Source organism: Porphyrobacter sp. MBR-49 (assembly GCF_053628655.1).
Genome location: NZ_JBRJGU010000006.1, coordinates 41,150 through 56,831, shown reverse-complemented (window position 1 = coordinate 56,831; position 15,682 = coordinate 41,150). Strand labels below are relative to the sequence as shown.

Below are 15,682 nucleotides of genomic sequence, written 5' to 3'. Positions count from 1 at the left end.
GGATCACAGTCACCAGCGTTTCTCGAATTTGTTGCGGAGGTAAATAGCGAGGCCGTTCATGGCGAGCAGGAACACCAGCAGCACGATAATAGCTGCACTGGTGCGTTCCACAAAGCCGCGATCAATTTCATCAGACCACAGGAAAATCTGCATCGGCAGCACTGTGGCGGGCGAAGTGAAGCCATCGGGCGGGGTGGCGACAAAGGCGCGCATTCCGATCAGCAGCAGCGGCGCGGTTTCACCCAGCGCGCGGGCCATGCCGATGATCGTTCCTGTCAGCATCCCCGGCATCGCCAGCGGCAGCACATGATGGAACACCACCTGCACCGGCGAAGCGCCAATCGCCAGCGCGCCGTCGCGGATCGACGGTGGCACCGCCTTGATCGCGTTGCGCCCCGAAATCACGATCACCGGCATTGTCATCAGTGCCAGCGTCATCCCGCCGATCAGCGGGGCGGAACGCAGGTTGGGAAACAGCGAAAGGAAGATCGCGAGGCCAAGCAAGCCGAAGATGATCGATGGCACAGCAGCCAGATTGCTGATCGACACTTCGATCAGGTCGGTCCAGCGGTTTCTGGGCGCGTATTCTTCCAAGTAAAGCGCTGACAGCACCCCGATCGGGAAGGCCAGCACCAGCGTGACCAACATCGTCAGCATGGTGCCCTTGAGCGCCCCCCATATGCCCACCGCCTGCGGACTGGTCGCATCCGAACGGGCGAGGAAGCCCCAGTCCCAATTCCGCGCAAGCTTACCTTCGTTCACCAACCGTGCAGCCAATGCCTGCATTTCCAGTGGGCCTTCACCCCGCATTCCGGCCGCCAGCGCCGAGGAAGACGCCAGTTGAAACGTCGCGCTGCGTTCAATCAGCGTGGGATCGGCGGCCAGCGCGGCGGCCAGATCACGCCAGCCTTCCGATGACAGCTCAGCGGCTGCATCCGGCCCAAGTTGCTGTTCGGCATAGAACGCCACCACATCGGGCAGGCCCTGCATTTCGAGCGTCTGCGTCGCGCTGGGCGCCGTCAGCGATACTGCATCGCCGCTTATTCCGCTTTCGGGAAAGTCGATGGTGACAGCGAGTTCGGCGCGCTGGAACCCGCCGATTCCGTTCACCAGCATATTGCCGAGCAGGAACACCAGAACCGCCACCGAAAACCCGACAGCAGCAAGGCCGAGCAGACGGAAGTTGCGTTCATCACGGTACCGCTTGGCGAGCCGTTTTTCGAACGTGGGTGTGCGCGTTGGCCGCGAGGAATCGGCATTCACGTCTGACGTGGGGAGGACAATGCTGCTCATTCGTAGGCCTCGCGGAAACGCTTGACGACGCGCAGGGCGATGAAGTTCAGCGCTAGTGTCACCATGAACAGCACAAATCCCAAGGCAAAGGCGCTGAGCGTGGCGGGGTGATCGGTGCTTTGTTCGCCGGTCAGCAGCTTGACGATCTGCACCGTCACGGTCGACATTGGTTCAAGCGGATTGGCGGTGAGATTGGCGGCAGGCGATGCTGCCATCACCACGATCATGGTTTCACCAATCGCGCGGCTGACCGCCAGCATGATCCCGGCAACAATGCCGGGCAGGGCAGCTGGGAACAGCACCCTGCGGATGGTTTCGGACTTGGTCGCCCCCATCGCCAGGCTGCCATCGCGCATCGCACCGGGAACGGCCGCCATCGAATCATCTGCCATCGATGATACGAAGGGAATGATCATCACCCCCATGACAATACCGGCCGCCAGCGCGCTTTCGGTCGAGGCGCTGGTGATGCCGATTGCGACGGCGGCATCGCGGATCATCGGAGCCAGCGTCAGCGCGGCAAAATAGCCATAAACTACCGTCGGCACCCCGGCGAGAATCTCCAGCAACGGCTTGACCCAGCTGCGCACGCGCGGGTGGGCATATTGGGTAAGGTAGATCGCGCTCATCAAGCCAAGCGGGATCGCCACGATCATCGCAATGATCGCGCCAATGAAAATCGTCCCCCAGAACAATGGCACCGCGCCATAACGCGAAGGGTCGGTCGCTTCGGGGCTGACCATCGTATCCGGCCCCCAGAAAGTGCCGAACAGGAAATCCACCGGTGAAACGAAGGTGAAAAACCGGAAGGTTTCAAACACCAGGCTGCCGAAAATGCCCAGCGTGGTAAGGATCGCCACCAGCGAGGCCAGCAGCAGGATCATCATCACCGTGCGTTCAACCCGGGTGCGGGCGCGGAAATCGGGGCGCAGCCGCAGGAAGGCAAGCCCGCCGCAAGCCAGAGCAATCAGCACAGTCACGATTATGCCGATGATCTTGTAGCGGCTGATCGCCTCCCTGAACGGGGCGACCAGTGCTTCGGCCTCGACATTGAAAACTGCCGGCGCAGTGCCCTGCGCCACCGCGCGCGCTTCGCCGATAAACGCGTCGCGTTCAAACCCGAAGGCGGGAAGCTGGGCCGCGGCGGGCGACGCCAGCACTGATTGCATCACCAGTTGCGGCGCCAGCACCGACCATATGGTGATGAATGCCAGAACCGGGATCACCACCCACAATGCGACATACCAGGCATGATAGACCGGACGCGAGGCTGAGCGCAGCGCCGGGTCACTCGATTGGAAGCTCCACGCCTTGGCCCGGCCGGAAAGCCAACCTGCAAGGCCTAGCCCCATAGCAATCAGGATCAACGTGATCGGCGACATCAATCAGACCTGTGGTTCCTGCACGGGGTGCGCAATTTATTGAAACGAGCTGGCACAGCCGCGAAGCCCCAGCGATTATGTCATGCCCAGCGCATGTTGAAGAAATAAGACACTACTATGACAGTTGTTGGGTTTCAGCTTCGTGCGGGGTTACATCATTGTCATGAATGGCGTAATTTTCGGCGTCCGGTTCCGGTTCTGGTTCGGCCACAGGAATCCGCAACACCACGCTTGTGCCTACGCCAAGTTCGCTGGTGATGTCGAGCCGTCCACGGTGGCGTTCCACGATATGCTTGACGATGGCGAGGCCTAGCCCGGTGCCACCTGACGCGCGGCTGCGCCCCGGATCTGTGCGGTAAAACCGGCGGGTCAGGTGCGGGATCTGTTCAGGCGCAATACCTTCGCCCTGATCGGCCACCGTAATCCGCGCGTGGCCAGCCTGCCCCAGATCGAGCGCCACAGTGACCGGCTTGTCAGGAGCACCGTATTTAAGCGCATTGTCGACGAGATTTCGCACCACCTGCTCTAGCTGCTGGCGATCGCCCAAAACGCAAACGTCAGCGTGCAATTCCATCTGCAATCGATCGCTGCGGTTCGATCCGGCAGCGTCGCGAGCGGCGCGTTCAACCAGCGGAAGCAGGTCGATCCGCTCGGTCGGCAGATCATGCTTTTCCGCCTCGACCCGTGACAGGCTCATCAGATCGCTGACCAGCGCCTGCATACGTTGCGCTTCGCGTTCGATGATGCCGAGAAATTTTTGCGCGGTGGTGGTTTCAATGCCGCCATCGCCTTCGCGCAGGGTTTCGACATAGCCCAGAATCGCGGCCAACGGCGTGCGCAATTCGTGGCTGGCATTGGCGACGAAATCGGTGTGCGCGCGGCTGATATCGGCCTCGGCCGTCTGGCTTATGAATTCCAGCATCGCCAGCCGATCATCGATTGCCTGCCGGTTGATCTGCCAGATATCGCCGCGCCGCACGAGCCCGCGAACAATCGCCTCGCCTTCCCGGTTTTCGTTGAGCAGCGATGCCGCTTCGGGCTGGCGCAGCGCAACGCGGGCGTCCTGGCCGATAACATGCGGGCCCAAAAGCTTGCGCGCGGCACGGTTGGCGATGGCGATGGTGCTGCGTTCGGTAATCAGCAGCGGGGTGGAAGAATTTTCGATCAGGTCGCGAATCGAATCGACCGTGACGCTTGGCTTCACCTTGACCTTGGGTGGTTCGGGCGGTCGTCCCCCGGCCACCAGCAGCGAGCCAACCCAGACTGCCACCACTGCCAAGGCAATCACCGGATCGACCCCGGTCAACAGCATAGCCACAAAGGTAGCAGCCGCGAGCAGGATGCCGGCGATCGGGATGTTCTGGCCGCTGCCCATGATGAGAGCCCCCTTACAACCTTGCGCGGGTGGTGGGAAGCAGGCGCGCTACAGATTAGGCGCGGACATGAAAAAGGGCGGCCAAGCCTAAGCCTGCCGCCCTGTTCATCCGCAACGGAAGTGGTGACCCCTACGGGAATCGAACCCGTGTTTCAGCCGTGAAAGGGCCGCGTCCTAACCGCTAGACGAAGGGGCCATCTCGGTTGCGAGAGCGCGCACTTAGGGGGGTGGATGGGGTCGGTCAAGTCCCGTTTGGTTGCCCGCGCGGAAAAACACCCACCGCTGCGATCAATCGGCGAAAGCGGCGTCTTCAAGATGCAGTTCAGCCGCCGGACGGTTGCCCCAGTCATCAAGCTTCACGCGGCCCGCAAGGTGAAAACGCCGCCCATTGCTGCGGTGAAGCAGGGTTTGCGCCATTTCAGTTTCGCCCGCACGAAAGGCAATCGCCTTGAAACTGCGCCCGTCCATGCCGCACGCGATCAACCGCAGGTGATCCTTGCCGACGATGTCCGCCTTGATGATCCGCACCGGCCCAACCGCAATGCGTGGGGCGGGCCAGCCGACCCCGTATGGCCCGGCAGCCTCCAGCGTTTCAACCAGTTCAGGGGTCAGCCCGCCGGGGGTCAGCGCCAGATCGAGCAGCATCGCCTGACCGGCGCGAGCATGATCGACATCGCGCGCCAACCGCGTGTCGAGGAATTCGGCAAAATCGGGGAGCCGGGCAGGATCAATCGTCAACCCCGCCGCCATCGCGTGACCACCGCCCGCGACCAGCAATCCCGCCTCACGCGCCGCAATGATCGCCGCGCCCAGATCAACGCCGCTGATCGACCGGCCCGAGCCTTTGCCCTGCGCATCATCGAGCGCGATGACCACCGCCGGTTTGCCGGTCTTTTCCTTGATCCGCCCCGCGACAATCCCGATCACGCCGGGATGCCAGCCGTGGCCTGACAATACCTGCACCGCCATATTGTGCTGCCCGGCAAGCTGCGCTTCGGCGGCTTCCTGCACCTCGGCTTCGATTGCGCGCCGTTCTTCGTTCAGCTGAGAGAGCTGCGCGGCGATGGCGCGGGCTTCGTCTGGATCAGTGGTGGTCAGCAGCCGCACACCCAAAGTCGATTCGCCAATCCGCCCGCCCGCGTTGATCCGCGGGCCGAGTGAAAAGCCGAGATCGCTGGCCTGCGGTGCGCGGGTAAGGCGACTTGCATCCATCAGCGCCGCCATCCCGATCCGGTCGCGCCGGGCGAGCACTTTCAGTCCCTGCGCCACAAATGCGCGGTTGAGGCCGTGGAGCGCGGCGACATCGGCCACGGTTCCCAGCGCCACCAGATCGAGCAGCCCCATCAGATCAGGCTCAGCCCGATCAGCAAACCAGCCCTTGGCGCGCAAATTCCGCACCAGCGCAATGCCAAGCAGAAAGGCCACGCCCACCGCCGCCAGATGGCCGTGCGCCGCGCCCACGTCGCTTTCATCAAGCCGGTTGGGATTGACCAGCGCGGCGGCGGGCGGGAGGTCGGCCGAGCATTTGTGGTGATCGACCACAATCACATCCACCCCCGCATCCCGCGCCATGCCCAGCGCTTCATGCGCCATAGCGCCGCAATCGACCGTGACGATCAGCCGCGAACCGCTTTCGGCTAGTTTGACCAGCGCTTCGCCGCTGGGGCCGTAACCTTCAAGCAGGCGGTCGGGGATGTAATAGCCCGCCGTGTGCCCCAATTGCCCCAGCAGTTCGACCAGCAACGCCGCGCTGGTGGCGCCATCGACATCATAATCGCCGTAGATCGTCACCTGCTCGCCGGTGATGACGCACTGCGCGAGGCGTTCGGCGGCGGTGTCCATGTCGCGGAAGACCGACGGATCGGGCAGAAACGCGCGCATGGTCGGGCGGGCGTGGCGTTCCAGATCATCGTCGGCCACACCGCGGGTCAGCAGCAATTGATCGAGGATCGTGCGATCCAGCCCGTGCGCGCTTGCTGCCTGCCCGTCATCCAGCTCCATATTGCCGCCGCGCCACCGCCACGCCTTGCCCGAAAGCGATGACGTGACGCCAAGCACGGGGGCGAGCGCGGGGGATGGTTGGGAAATAGTGGCCATGCCTGCTTCCTAGCCCAATCCCCGCACAACCGACAGGCGGATGCGATTGACAATCGACAGGCGTGCGGGGAAGTCTTGCGCCATGTCATCAAACACCGCGCCCAGCCTGCTGATCATCTGGCACAGCCGCACCGGCGCAAGTGCGGCGATGGCGCGCGCGGTGGCTGAGGGCGCGGGCGCGACCGGGTTGCTGGTGACTGCCGCTGACGCATTGCCCGAAATGTTGCTGTCGGCCGATGGTTACATTTTCTGTTGCCCAGAAAACCTCGCGAGCATGAGCGGGCTGATGAAAGAAATGTTTGATCGCGCCTATTACCCGGTGCTCGGTCGGATCGAAGGGCGGCCCTATGCCACGCTGATCGCCGCTGGTTCGGATGGGGAGGGGGCGCAGCGCCAGATTGACCGGATCGCGACCGGATGGCGTCTGCGCCGGGTAGCTGAGCCATTGATCGTGAACCTTGACGCGCAAACGCCCGAGGCCATCGCCGCGCCGAAACAGGTGCCGGACGAGGTTCTGCAACAGTGTCATGAAATGGGGGAGGCCTTGGCTGAGGGCTTGCGTCTTGGCGTGTTTTAGCGATTGATCCAAAACGGGATATGTCTGCTGATTGAGGACTCGACGATGGGCTGTAAACTCGCCTAAGTTGATGAAAGTATTTTGGCTCTTTCGGGCGCGTTAGAATAGGGGGCTGGACAATTTCACAGTCGCAGCGTGCCGATATCACACAATTGCACCTGCTGTTTGCCAAGGGCAAACGGCCCAGTTGCGATGCGATCAGGGCGTTTGCCGCGCGCCAGCAAGCGGTTGACCTCAGCCATGACCCTATCAGTGATGATGATCTGCTGGATGCGGCGGCTTGGCCCGATCAGATGGTTTGGGCTGAATTATTGTGTGACGGCCTGACCTTTGATCTCAGCGGACTTGCCCCCGGTCAGCCAGGCGCTTTCCCGGTCATCGAACATCGTTTTGATCTGGCTGAAATGCCAACCGCTGCCAGCTACGATGCGCTTTCGGTTATACCGGGGCCGCATATTGCGGCTGGTGGGCGCAGCTTACCGGTGGTGCGGGCGATGCTGGCGCTGGCGCGTGATCTGGCCTTGTGTTTCGATGATCTTGCGGCGGTGTGCTGGGCCCCGTCGCGCAGCGCAATCGGGCGGCGGTTTTTCGAATCGGTCATTTCCGCATGGCTTGATGGCGGGCCGTTTCCCGCGCTCGGCCTCACTGCCTTTGCCCAAAGCGCGGATGGTGCGCTGCACAGCGTAGGGCTCGATTTCTGGATCGGACAGGAACTGCGGATTGAACCGCCTTTGAGCGCCGACCGGGTGGCAGCAACGCGGCTCGGGATCCGGCTCGTGAACCAGTTTGTGCTCGCAGGCAGACTGGACAACGATGAACGGATCATCGCGCCCGACGGAACCCGGTTAGTGCTACGCCCTTCGCGCGATCCCGCGCTGATCATAGTGCGGCGCGAATAGATGAAGGCTTTGGGTCGCACCGCTTCCACTGCCGTGATTGCTTTTCGCTCGGTCAATTGTCCCGGTACGGCGGGATATGACCCCGGCCTGCAACGCCATCACCTGCTGCCGCGGCAGTTATTGTCGCGTCGGTGTTTCGGAGGGCTGTTCGAAGCCGTCGGGCGAAGCCGCGTCGGGTTTGAAGATTTCCGCGCCAATGGACTGTTGCTGCCAGCAACAGAACGGGCGGCGATCCGCACCGGGATGCCGCTGCATCGCGGGCCGCACCGGCGTTACAATGAAGTGGTGATGGCGCGGGTCGGGCGGATTGAGGAGCGCTGGTCACACCTGCGCCATCAGGATGCCGATTTGGCGCTGACCGAAGCATTGCTGCGTCTGCGCGTGCTGCAAGGCGCGCTGCGACGGCAATTGCTGGCCGAACGCCGACGGGTGATGCTCAGTCGCAACGACCCGCTCGGCACCGGATTTGACTTCAGCGAACTCGACACAATGGCCGAGGCGCTGTGGCTGGCGAAATAGCCGCCTATTCCGCAGCTTCGATGAGCGCGGCCCACGCGGTATAATCCGAATTGGCCAGCATCCGCGCTTTGGCGGCGTGGTATTCGCGTTCAAACCGGGCGACGAGGTCTTCAACGCTGCCGACCTGCTTGATCGGGCCGATGCCTTGGCCCGAACCCCAGATGTCTTTCCACGCCTTGGCCTTGGTGTTGCCGCCGCTGCCAAAGTTCATCTTGCTGGGATCGCTTTCGGGCAGGTTGTCAGGATCAAGCCCCGCTTTTTCGATCGATGAGCGCAGGTAATTGCCGTGCACGCCTGTAAACAGGTTGGAGTAGATGATGCCTTCTGACGAACCTTCGACGATGCCCTGCTTGTAATCTTCGGTGGCGTTGGCTTCCTTGGTGGCGATGAAGGCGCTTCCGGCATAGGCAAAGTCAGCGCGCAGGGCCTGCGCCGCAAGAATGCTCGCCCCGTGCCCAATCGCGCCCGATAAGGCCACCAGCCCATCAAACCATTCGCGGATTTCCTGCATCAAGGCGAAGGGTGACAACGCGCCCGCGTGACCGCCAGCCCCGGCGGCGACCGGGATCAACCCGTCGGCACCTTTTTCGATCGCCTTCATGGCGAAGCGGTTGTTGATCACGTCGTGCATCGTGATCCCGCCCCAGTTGCGCACCGCCTGGAAAATCTCCTCACGCGCGCCGAGTGAGGTGATAACCAGCGGCACCTGCCATTTTTCGCAGGTGGCCATGTCGGCTTCGACCCGGTCATTGGTTCTGTGGATGATCTGGTTGACCGCAAATGGCGCAGCCGGGCGATCCGGGTGCATCCGGTTATGCTTGGCCAGTTCCTCGGTGATCTGGTGCAGCCATTCATCCAGCAACGTCTGCGGGCGGGCGTTCAACGCGGGGAAACTGCCGATAATCCCGGCCTTGCATTGCGCGATAACCAGTTCCGGCCCGGAAACGATGAACAGCGGCGATCCGATCAGCGGAAGACGCAGGCAATCAAACGGGGCGGGAAGCGGCATCGGTTTCTCCTGAAAACGTAATTCTTGCAGGCCCCGTCTCTAACGCCGGTTGCGGGGCTGCCAAGTAGCAATTTGGAAAAGAGCTTGCGCGTCAGGCGAGCAGGTCTTCGATCCCGTAAAACCGCGCCGCTGTCCCCGCAAACAGCGCAGCCTTTTCGTCCGCGCTGGCTGACCGGGTGAGGCGTTTGAAGGCGTTCCACAGCACCGCATAGTCCGCGCCCCAGTAATCGACCGGGTAGTTGCTTTCGAACATCGCGCGGTGCGGCCCGAAGACTTCGATGCAGGTTTCGATATAGGGACGCCACAAGGCGGCGAGGTGTTCCGACCCGTGGCCTGCTGCCGGGCCATCTTCGGGCAGGGCGCAGAACGCCATCGCCAGCCCGCCAAGCTTGACCACCACGTTTTCGCATTGTGCAAGCTCGTGGATATGGCGACGCCAGATGTCGAACCTTTCGTGCAGCCTGCCCTTGTAAGCCGCCACCCCCAACGGCGTTCCGCAATGGTCAAGGCAGATCGGCTGATCGGGAAAGGCGCGCGCCAGATCGATCACGTCAGGTAGCTGCGGTTCGAGCACCCAGGCATCAAACGTCAGCCCGCGCTTGCCCAGTTCGGCAAACCCTGCGCGAAAGGTCGCGTCCCGGTACAGCCCTTGCGGTGCATGGAATGGCGGGCCGAGCACCTGCGGGTCAGCATCCCACGCGCCTTGATGGCGGATGCCCCGGAACCGGTGCGGGGCGACCGTGGTGAGCGCGTCGAGCACTTCGCCCGCGCCGCTTCCCAGCGTCAGATCAGCATGGCCGATAATCCCCGCGCAGGCCCGGCCCGGCCCATACAGCCCGCTCGCCGATTGCGCCGCGACACCATTGACGAATTCCACCTCACCCACCGTCTTCAACGCATCGCCATAGGCCGCGTTGTAAAACGCGCCGCATTCCATGAAGACCGTGCCGATGATGTTGTGCCCGCTGGCGAGGTGGGCGTTGAGCTGATCGAAGGTGTAGTGCGCATTATCGACCAGTGTGGCGATAAAGGGATGGTGCGGCTCGGGAAACATCGGGATCATCGGCCGCAGATCCCACAGGTGGTGGTGCGGGTCGATGATCGCCAAATCGGGTTCGAGGATATCCTCGGCGTTGCGATTCGCAGGTGTCATTGCTCTCTCCCTTGCCCGGCGCACACGCAGTGTGTTGGAGACACATGTGACACAGTCCTGGCCGTAAAAAGCGGCCCTGCCATATGCCCCGCCCAAGCGCGCCCGCGCCAGTGATTTTGGTCATCCCTAAGGTGAAAAAGGCGCTGCGTCATGCCCCATTCTATAACGGCGCGGGCTGTGGTAGGAAATCAGATCACGGCGCGGCGATAAATATGCCAAGTGGCATGGCCTAGCACGGGTAACGCCACCAGCAGGCCGAGGAATACCGGCACCATCGCCGCAAACAACAGCGCGGCGATAATCGCCGCCCAGCCGATCATCACGGCAAAATTGCTGCGCACCACCTTGAAACTGGCAATGATCGCGGTGAGGAAATCGACCTGGCGTTCCACCAGCATCGGCAGGCTGATCACCGTCATCGCGTAAAAGGCAAAGGCCATCACCGCGCCGACCGCGCTGCCCACCGCCAGCATCATCAGCCCCGCCGGGGTGACGAGCGCCGCTATCGATTCGCCGCCCATTCCGCTTTCCGCCATAAACACCGCAAAGATGCCGTGCGCCACGATCATCCAGAACGAAAAGGCGACGAATACGATCACCCCCATCGACAGAATCTGTTCATCACCGTGGCCCCTGAGCGCGCCGAACACTGCGCGCCACGACAGCGGCTCTGCCAGTTCCCGCCTGCGGCTTGCCTCGTAAAAGCCGACCGCGATGAACGGCGCTATCAGCGGAAAGCCCGCTATCGCCGGGATCAGCCAGCCAGGTTCGCTTGCCGATAAGGCTGTCCAGCCAATCGCAAGGCCGGCCAGCACATAGACCCCGCCGAAAAACAGGCCGAACTGCGGCATGGCCAGAAAATCACGCCAACCGGCGGCAAGCGCATGGGCAAGATCGCCCCAGGCCAGATCATCTGCAACCTGCGGCGGTGCGGGGGCGGGCGCAGCCTCGTCCTGTTCCAGCGTCTCCATCGCGGGCCTCTCCTCCCAGTGGTCAACCCGGCAATAGTTGCGCGCAAAATCGTCGCGGCGCAAGCGGCCGGACGATCAGGAGGTGGGCGTGACAACCGCCGCATTGGCCGCGGAAAGCACCGCGCGCACGCTGGCGGTGGCGATGTCTTCATCGATTCCGCAGCCCCAGATGGTGCGGCCATCTACCGCGCGGCATTCAAGGTAAGCCGCCGCGCGCGCGTCAGTCCCTGTTCCCAGCGCGTGTTCGGTGTAATCGACCACTTCGATATCCACCCCGAAGGCTTCACGCAGGGTGCCCATCACGCTGGAAATCAACCCGTTGCCGCGCCCCGAAACGCTCTGTTCCTGACCGCTCACCGCGATTGTTCCGGCGAATATCCGCGTGCCATCGGATGCGCGGCTTTCCTCGTAGCGCACAAGCTGGAAGTGCTTGGGGTGGGTTTGCACATGATAGGCACGGCGGAACGCATCCCAGATATCGGCGGCGTTCAATTCGCGCCCCAGCTCATCCGCAACCTGCTGCACGTGGCGCGAGAAATCGGCCTGCATTTTCTTGGGCAGCTTGAGGCCCTGATCCTTCTCCAGCACCCAGGCGAACCCGCCTTTGCCGGATTGGGAATTGACGCGGATCACCGCTTCGTAATTGCGGCCCAGATCAGCCGGATCAATCGGCAGATAGGGCACGCGCCAGCCTTCGTCATTCTGGGTTTCGCGCGCTTCGAAACCCTTCTTGATCGCGTCTTGATGGCTACCGGAAAAGGCGGTGTAAACCAGTTCGCCGCCATAGGGGTGGCGTTGGTGAACGGGCAGGTCGTTGCAATAGGTCACCGTTTCGATCACCCGGTCGATGTCGGAGAAATCGAGGCCGGGGTCGACCCCTTGGGTGTAAAGGTTAAGCGCCATTGTCACGAGGCAGCAATTGCCGGTGCGCTCGCCATTGCCGAACAGGCAGCCTTCCACGCGGTCGGCCCCCGCCATCAGCCCCAATTCCGCCGCCGCGACCCCGGTGCCGCGATCATTGTGGGTATGCAAGGAAAGCACCGCGCTTTCCCTGTTCGGCAGGTGGCGGGCGAAATATTCGATCTGATCGGCGTAGATGTTGGGCGTCGCCGCCTCAACCGTGGCGGGCAGGTTGAGGATGATCGGGCGTTCGGGCGTGGGGGCCAGAACCTCCATCACCGCGGCACAAACCTCGATCGAAAAATCGAGCTCTGCGGTGGAGAATGTTTCGGGTGAATACTGGAAATGCCAGTCTGTATCCGGGCGCCGGGCGGCTTCGTCGCGCATCACCTTGGCACCGGCTACGGCGATGGCTTTCACCTCGTCCTTACTCATCCGGAACACGATGTCGCGCCATGCCGGGCTGACTGCGTTATACAGATGGACGATGGCGGTGCGCGCGCCTGCAAGGCTGGCAAAGCTGGTGCGGATCAGGTCTTCGCGGCTCTGGGTCAGCACCTGAACGATCACATCTTCGGGGATCGCGTCCGATTGGACGAGGCCGGATATGAAATCGAACTCGGTCGCACCAGCGCTGGGGAAGCCGACTTCGATTTCCTTTACCCCGATTTCGACCAGCAGATCGAAGAACCGGCGTTTCTTCACCGCATCCATCGGGTCGATGATCGATTGGTTGCCATCGCGCAGATCGGTCGAAAGCCAGCGCGGGGCTTTATCAATCAGGCGCGAAGGCCATTGGCGGTCGGGCAGGTTGATCTGGCCGAACGGGCAGTATTTGACGGCAGGATTTTTGAGCATGGTCATGAAAAAAGGCTTTTCGCGGGAGAGATAGGAAAGCTGCGGCAGTTACCCTTGGGAAGGGCGCCGCGCCATCCGTGCGCGCGGCAACCTACGCCCAAGGGCGCATAAGTCGAAGCAGCAGCGATGCGTTCCGCGTCATGATTTCATTCTTTGCCGATAATCCCTGCCTGTGCAAGCCGGGATTGTCCCTGTGCAAATTACCCGCAGCGCGCATCGCGGATGATGTTCTGCGCATCGAGCATGATCGAAAGGCGCGGGTTGGTGGGATCGGGGTTGACGGTGCCAATGCTGCCAAAGGGGACAAAGCGCAGATTGTCGTTGCGGCCCAGCGCGGTGATGATTTCCACCCGCGTCGGTTGATCGGCGAGCTTGCCAATGAACGGCCCCATCAGATTTGCGCCGCAATTGGCCGAGGCAGGATCGGTCAGCGTGCCAGGAGCAAATGGGCCGGGGGCCGCTCCGGGCAGAGGCGTAGCGATGGTTGGCGCGACGGTCGCGGCAGGGTTGGGGGCTGGGGCAGGGCCAGCCTCTCCGCTGCCAATCCGCGCGGCAAAGCTATCGGCATCATTGGCGGGCTGATCGGCATTGCTTCCGCACGCGCCGAGCGTGATGACGGCGAGGGCGAGGGGTGCGGCGCGCAGAATATCGGCAAGACTGGTCATGGGGTGGTTCCCTGTTGAAACGGCGTCAGCGTCAAAGCGCGTCTTGCGTTACCCATTTATGACATTCAACCATGCACTATCGCTGGCGCAGTCGATCATGGGTGAGCTGATCCACCCGCGTCACGCCCATCAACCGCATCCCGCGCTCGATCTCGTCCTTGAGGATGCCTAGAGCGCGCTCGACCCCTTCCTGACCCGCCGCTGCCAGCGCGTAGAGGTAGAGCCTGCCCCCCGATGCCGCGCCCGCGCCGCTGCACAATGCCTTCATCACATGGGTGCCGCGCCGAATGCCGCCATCGCAGATTATCTCGATCTGGCCGCCCACGGCGTCAACAATTTCGGGAAGTTGGTCGAAGGGCGCACGGCTGCCATCCAATTGCCTTCCGCCGTGGTTCGATACCATGATCGCATCCGCGCCGATTTCAACCGCGCGGCGCGCATCCCCTGCGCTCATCACGCCCTTGAGCACAAAGGTGCCGCCCCATTGTTCGCGGATCGCGGCGGCTGTGTCCCAATCCATTGCGGTGTCGAGCATGGTGTTGAAATAATCCGCGATGCTCAGCGCTTCGCTGCTGCCCTCGCGCACGTGAGTATCGAGGTTGGGCAGGCGGAACTTTTCGCGCAGCAGATAATCCAGTGTCCAGCGCGGGCGGGCGGCGTAACTGATGATGCTGGCCGGGGTAAAGCGCGGCGGGGTGGTGAAGCCGCTGCGCAGGCACCGTTCGCGCTTGCCCGAAACGATGGTGTCGACCGTCAATGCCAGCGCATCGAACTTCGCGGCCTGACAGCGTTCGATCATGTGGGTATTCAGCCCTTTGTCCTTGTGGACATAGAGCTGGAACAGCTTCGGCCCGCTGGTCAGCGCCGCGATTTCCTCGATGCTGCGGGTGGCGAGGCTGGAAATGCCGAACCACAGGCCGAACTTCTCTGCTGCCTTGGCAACGGCGGTTTCACCCTGCCAGTGAAACGCGCGCTGCACGGCGGTGGGGGAGAGCATCAGAGGTAGCGCCGAACGGCGGCCAAGGATGGTGCAGGAGGTGTCGATTTCACCAACACCCGCCAGCACATCAGGCACCAGATCGACCGTATCAAACGCCGCCGTGTTGCGCGCCTTGGTCAATTCATCATCCGCCGCGCCGTCAATATAATCGAAAACGGGGAAGGGCAGGCGCGCCTGTGCCAGCCTGCGGAAATCATCGATATTGTGGCAATCGGACAGGCGCATCGTCGCGATGGACTGCCCGATTGCCGGGATGCTGTCGAGGGGGGCTTACTGCTTTTCGAACGCGGCACTGATGGTCAGTTCCACGTCCGTGCCCACAAACGGAGCGCCGTAATTGATGTCCCACTGGGTGCGATCCATCACCGCGCGGGCATGAAAGCCGACTGTTTCTTTCTTGTTGAATGGGTTGGCCCCTGCGCCGACAAACTCAACCGCCAGCATGACCGGCGCGGTTTTGCCGTTGATCGTCAGGTCGCCCACCACATTGGCCGACGTGTCGCCGGTCTTCACCACCTTGGTTGAGGTGAATTTGGCCATGCCCGGTTCTGCGCCGAAGAAATCGGGTTCAGCCCCATCCTTGCCCGGGCGCAGCAGGTGGTTCTTGAGGCCTTCACTGGCGAGGGTCACTTCGGCAATCGGAATCGCAATATCAAATGTCGCGGCTTCGATATTGGCCGGGTCAATCACCATTGATCCGGTGATATTGCCGAACAGGCCGAAATAATCGTTGAAGCCGAAATGGCTGACATTCCAGCCGACCAGCGTGTGCGCAGGGTCAACCGCATAGGTGCCTGCGGTGACGCGCGCGGTGTCCTGCACGCCGGGCATTTGCGATGCGCCCTGCGCAAAGATCGCGGGCGCAGCCACAACGCCGCCGGTTGCAACGGCGAGGATGGCGGCGGCTGTAGCGGCAAATGTAAAGCGTTTCATCGGGAATCGGCCTCCTGTTGATTCTCAATCCCAATTCCCGATGTAACACAA

The 15,682-nt window shown here is 62.3% G+C and carries 14 protein-coding genes and 1 tRNA gene; 3 read left to right on the top strand and 12 right to left on the bottom strand.

Annotation, left to right across the window (positions count from 1 at the left end; all coding sequences use genetic code 11):
* Positions 1 to 9 precede the first annotated feature (9 nt).
* From pstA to recJ, 5 genes are all read right to left on the bottom strand, one after another.
* Positions 10 to 1,293: a phosphate ABC transporter permease PstA gene (pstA, locus tag ACSSV3_RS09625; RefSeq protein ID WP_354324869.1), complete on the bottom strand. Its 1,284-nt coding sequence runs from the start codon at positions 1,291 to 1,293 to the stop codon at positions 10 to 12.
* On the bottom strand, positions 1,290 to 2,675 hold the full coding sequence (gene pstC / locus ACSSV3_RS09620; protein WP_354324871.1) for a phosphate ABC transporter permease subunit PstC: 1,386 nt from the start codon (positions 2,673 to 2,675) through the stop codon (positions 1,290 to 1,292). Before pstC ends, pstA begins: the two co-directional genes overlap by 4 nt.
* A 115-nt stretch (positions 2,676 to 2,790) precedes the next feature.
* Positions 2,791 to 4,050 carry a sensor histidine kinase gene (locus tag ACSSV3_RS09615; RefSeq protein WP_354324872.1) on the bottom strand — a complete coding sequence of 420 codons (1,260 nt, stop codon included), beginning with the start codon at positions 4,048 to 4,050 and terminating at the stop codon, positions 2,791 to 2,793.
* Positions 4,051 to 4,171: 121 nt separating this feature from the next.
* A tRNA-Glu gene (locus ACSSV3_RS09610) sits at positions 4,172 to 4,246 on the bottom strand.
* Positions 4,247 to 4,338: 92 nt separating this feature from the next.
* Positions 4,339 to 6,147, bottom strand: coding sequence for a single-stranded-DNA-specific exonuclease RecJ (gene recJ, locus ACSSV3_RS09605; RefSeq protein ID WP_354324874.1), 1,809 nt, complete (start codon positions 6,145 to 6,147; stop codon positions 4,339 to 4,341).
* A gap of 82 nt (positions 6,148 to 6,229) precedes the next feature.
* On the opposite strand from recJ, the gene ACSSV3_RS09600 reads away from it, so the two are divergent.
* The 3 genes from ACSSV3_RS09600 (at position 6,230) to ACSSV3_RS09590 (ending at position 8,142) form a co-directional block, all read left to right on the top strand.
* Positions 6,230 to 6,724: a flavodoxin family protein gene (locus ACSSV3_RS09600; protein WP_354324876.1), complete on the top strand. Its 495-nt coding sequence runs from the start codon at positions 6,230 to 6,232 to the stop codon at positions 6,722 to 6,724.
* Between the two features lie 152 nt (positions 6,725 to 6,876).
* Positions 6,877 to 7,623 carry a hypothetical protein gene (locus ACSSV3_RS09595; protein ID WP_354324878.1) on the top strand — a complete coding sequence of 249 codons (747 nt, stop codon included), beginning with the start codon at positions 6,877 to 6,879 and terminating at the stop codon, positions 7,621 to 7,623.
* Positions 7,624 to 8,142: an AHH domain-containing protein gene (locus ACSSV3_RS09590; protein ID WP_354324880.1), complete on the top strand. Its 519-nt coding sequence runs from the start codon at positions 7,624 to 7,626 to the stop codon at positions 8,140 to 8,142.
* 4 nt (positions 8,143 to 8,146) lie between these two features.
* On the opposite strand, the gene ACSSV3_RS09585 is transcribed toward ACSSV3_RS09590, so the two are convergent.
* The 7 genes from ACSSV3_RS09585 to ACSSV3_RS09555 form a co-directional block, all read right to left on the bottom strand.
* Positions 8,147 to 9,151, bottom strand: a complete 1,005-nt coding sequence (locus ACSSV3_RS09585; RefSeq protein WP_354324881.1) for an NAD(P)H-dependent flavin oxidoreductase — start codon at positions 9,149 to 9,151, stop codon at positions 8,147 to 8,149.
* A gap of 91 nt (positions 9,152 to 9,242) precedes the next feature.
* The gene (locus ACSSV3_RS09580) at positions 9,243 to 10,304 is read right to left on the bottom strand and encodes an amidohydrolase family protein (RefSeq protein WP_354324883.1); all 1,062 of its coding nucleotides are present in this window, start codon (positions 10,302 to 10,304) and stop codon (positions 9,243 to 9,245) included.
* A 188-nt stretch (positions 10,305 to 10,492) separates the two neighbouring features.
* Positions 10,493 to 11,275: a DUF2189 domain-containing protein gene (locus ACSSV3_RS09575; RefSeq protein WP_354324884.1), complete on the bottom strand. Its 783-nt coding sequence runs from the start codon at positions 11,273 to 11,275 to the stop codon at positions 10,493 to 10,495.
* A gap of 75 nt (positions 11,276 to 11,350) precedes the next feature.
* Positions 11,351 to 13,039, bottom strand: coding sequence for a 2-isopropylmalate synthase (gene leuA / locus ACSSV3_RS09570; protein ID WP_354324886.1), 1,689 nt, complete (start codon positions 13,037 to 13,039; stop codon positions 11,351 to 11,353).
* 194 nt (positions 13,040 to 13,233) lie between these two features.
* Positions 13,234 to 13,698: a hypothetical protein gene (locus ACSSV3_RS09565; RefSeq protein ID WP_354324887.1), complete on the bottom strand. Its 465-nt coding sequence runs from the start codon at positions 13,696 to 13,698 to the stop codon at positions 13,234 to 13,236.
* Between the two features lie 76 nt (positions 13,699 to 13,774).
* Positions 13,775 to 14,923, bottom strand: coding sequence for an alpha-hydroxy acid oxidase (locus ACSSV3_RS09560; protein WP_354324889.1), 1,149 nt, complete (start codon positions 14,921 to 14,923; stop codon positions 13,775 to 13,777).
* A gap of 45 nt (positions 14,924 to 14,968) precedes the next feature.
* The gene (locus ACSSV3_RS09555; protein WP_354324891.1) at positions 14,969 to 15,631 is read right to left on the bottom strand and encodes a YceI family protein; all 663 of its coding nucleotides are present in this window, start codon (positions 15,629 to 15,631) and stop codon (positions 14,969 to 14,971) included.
* Positions 15,632 to 15,682 lie beyond the last annotated feature (51 nt).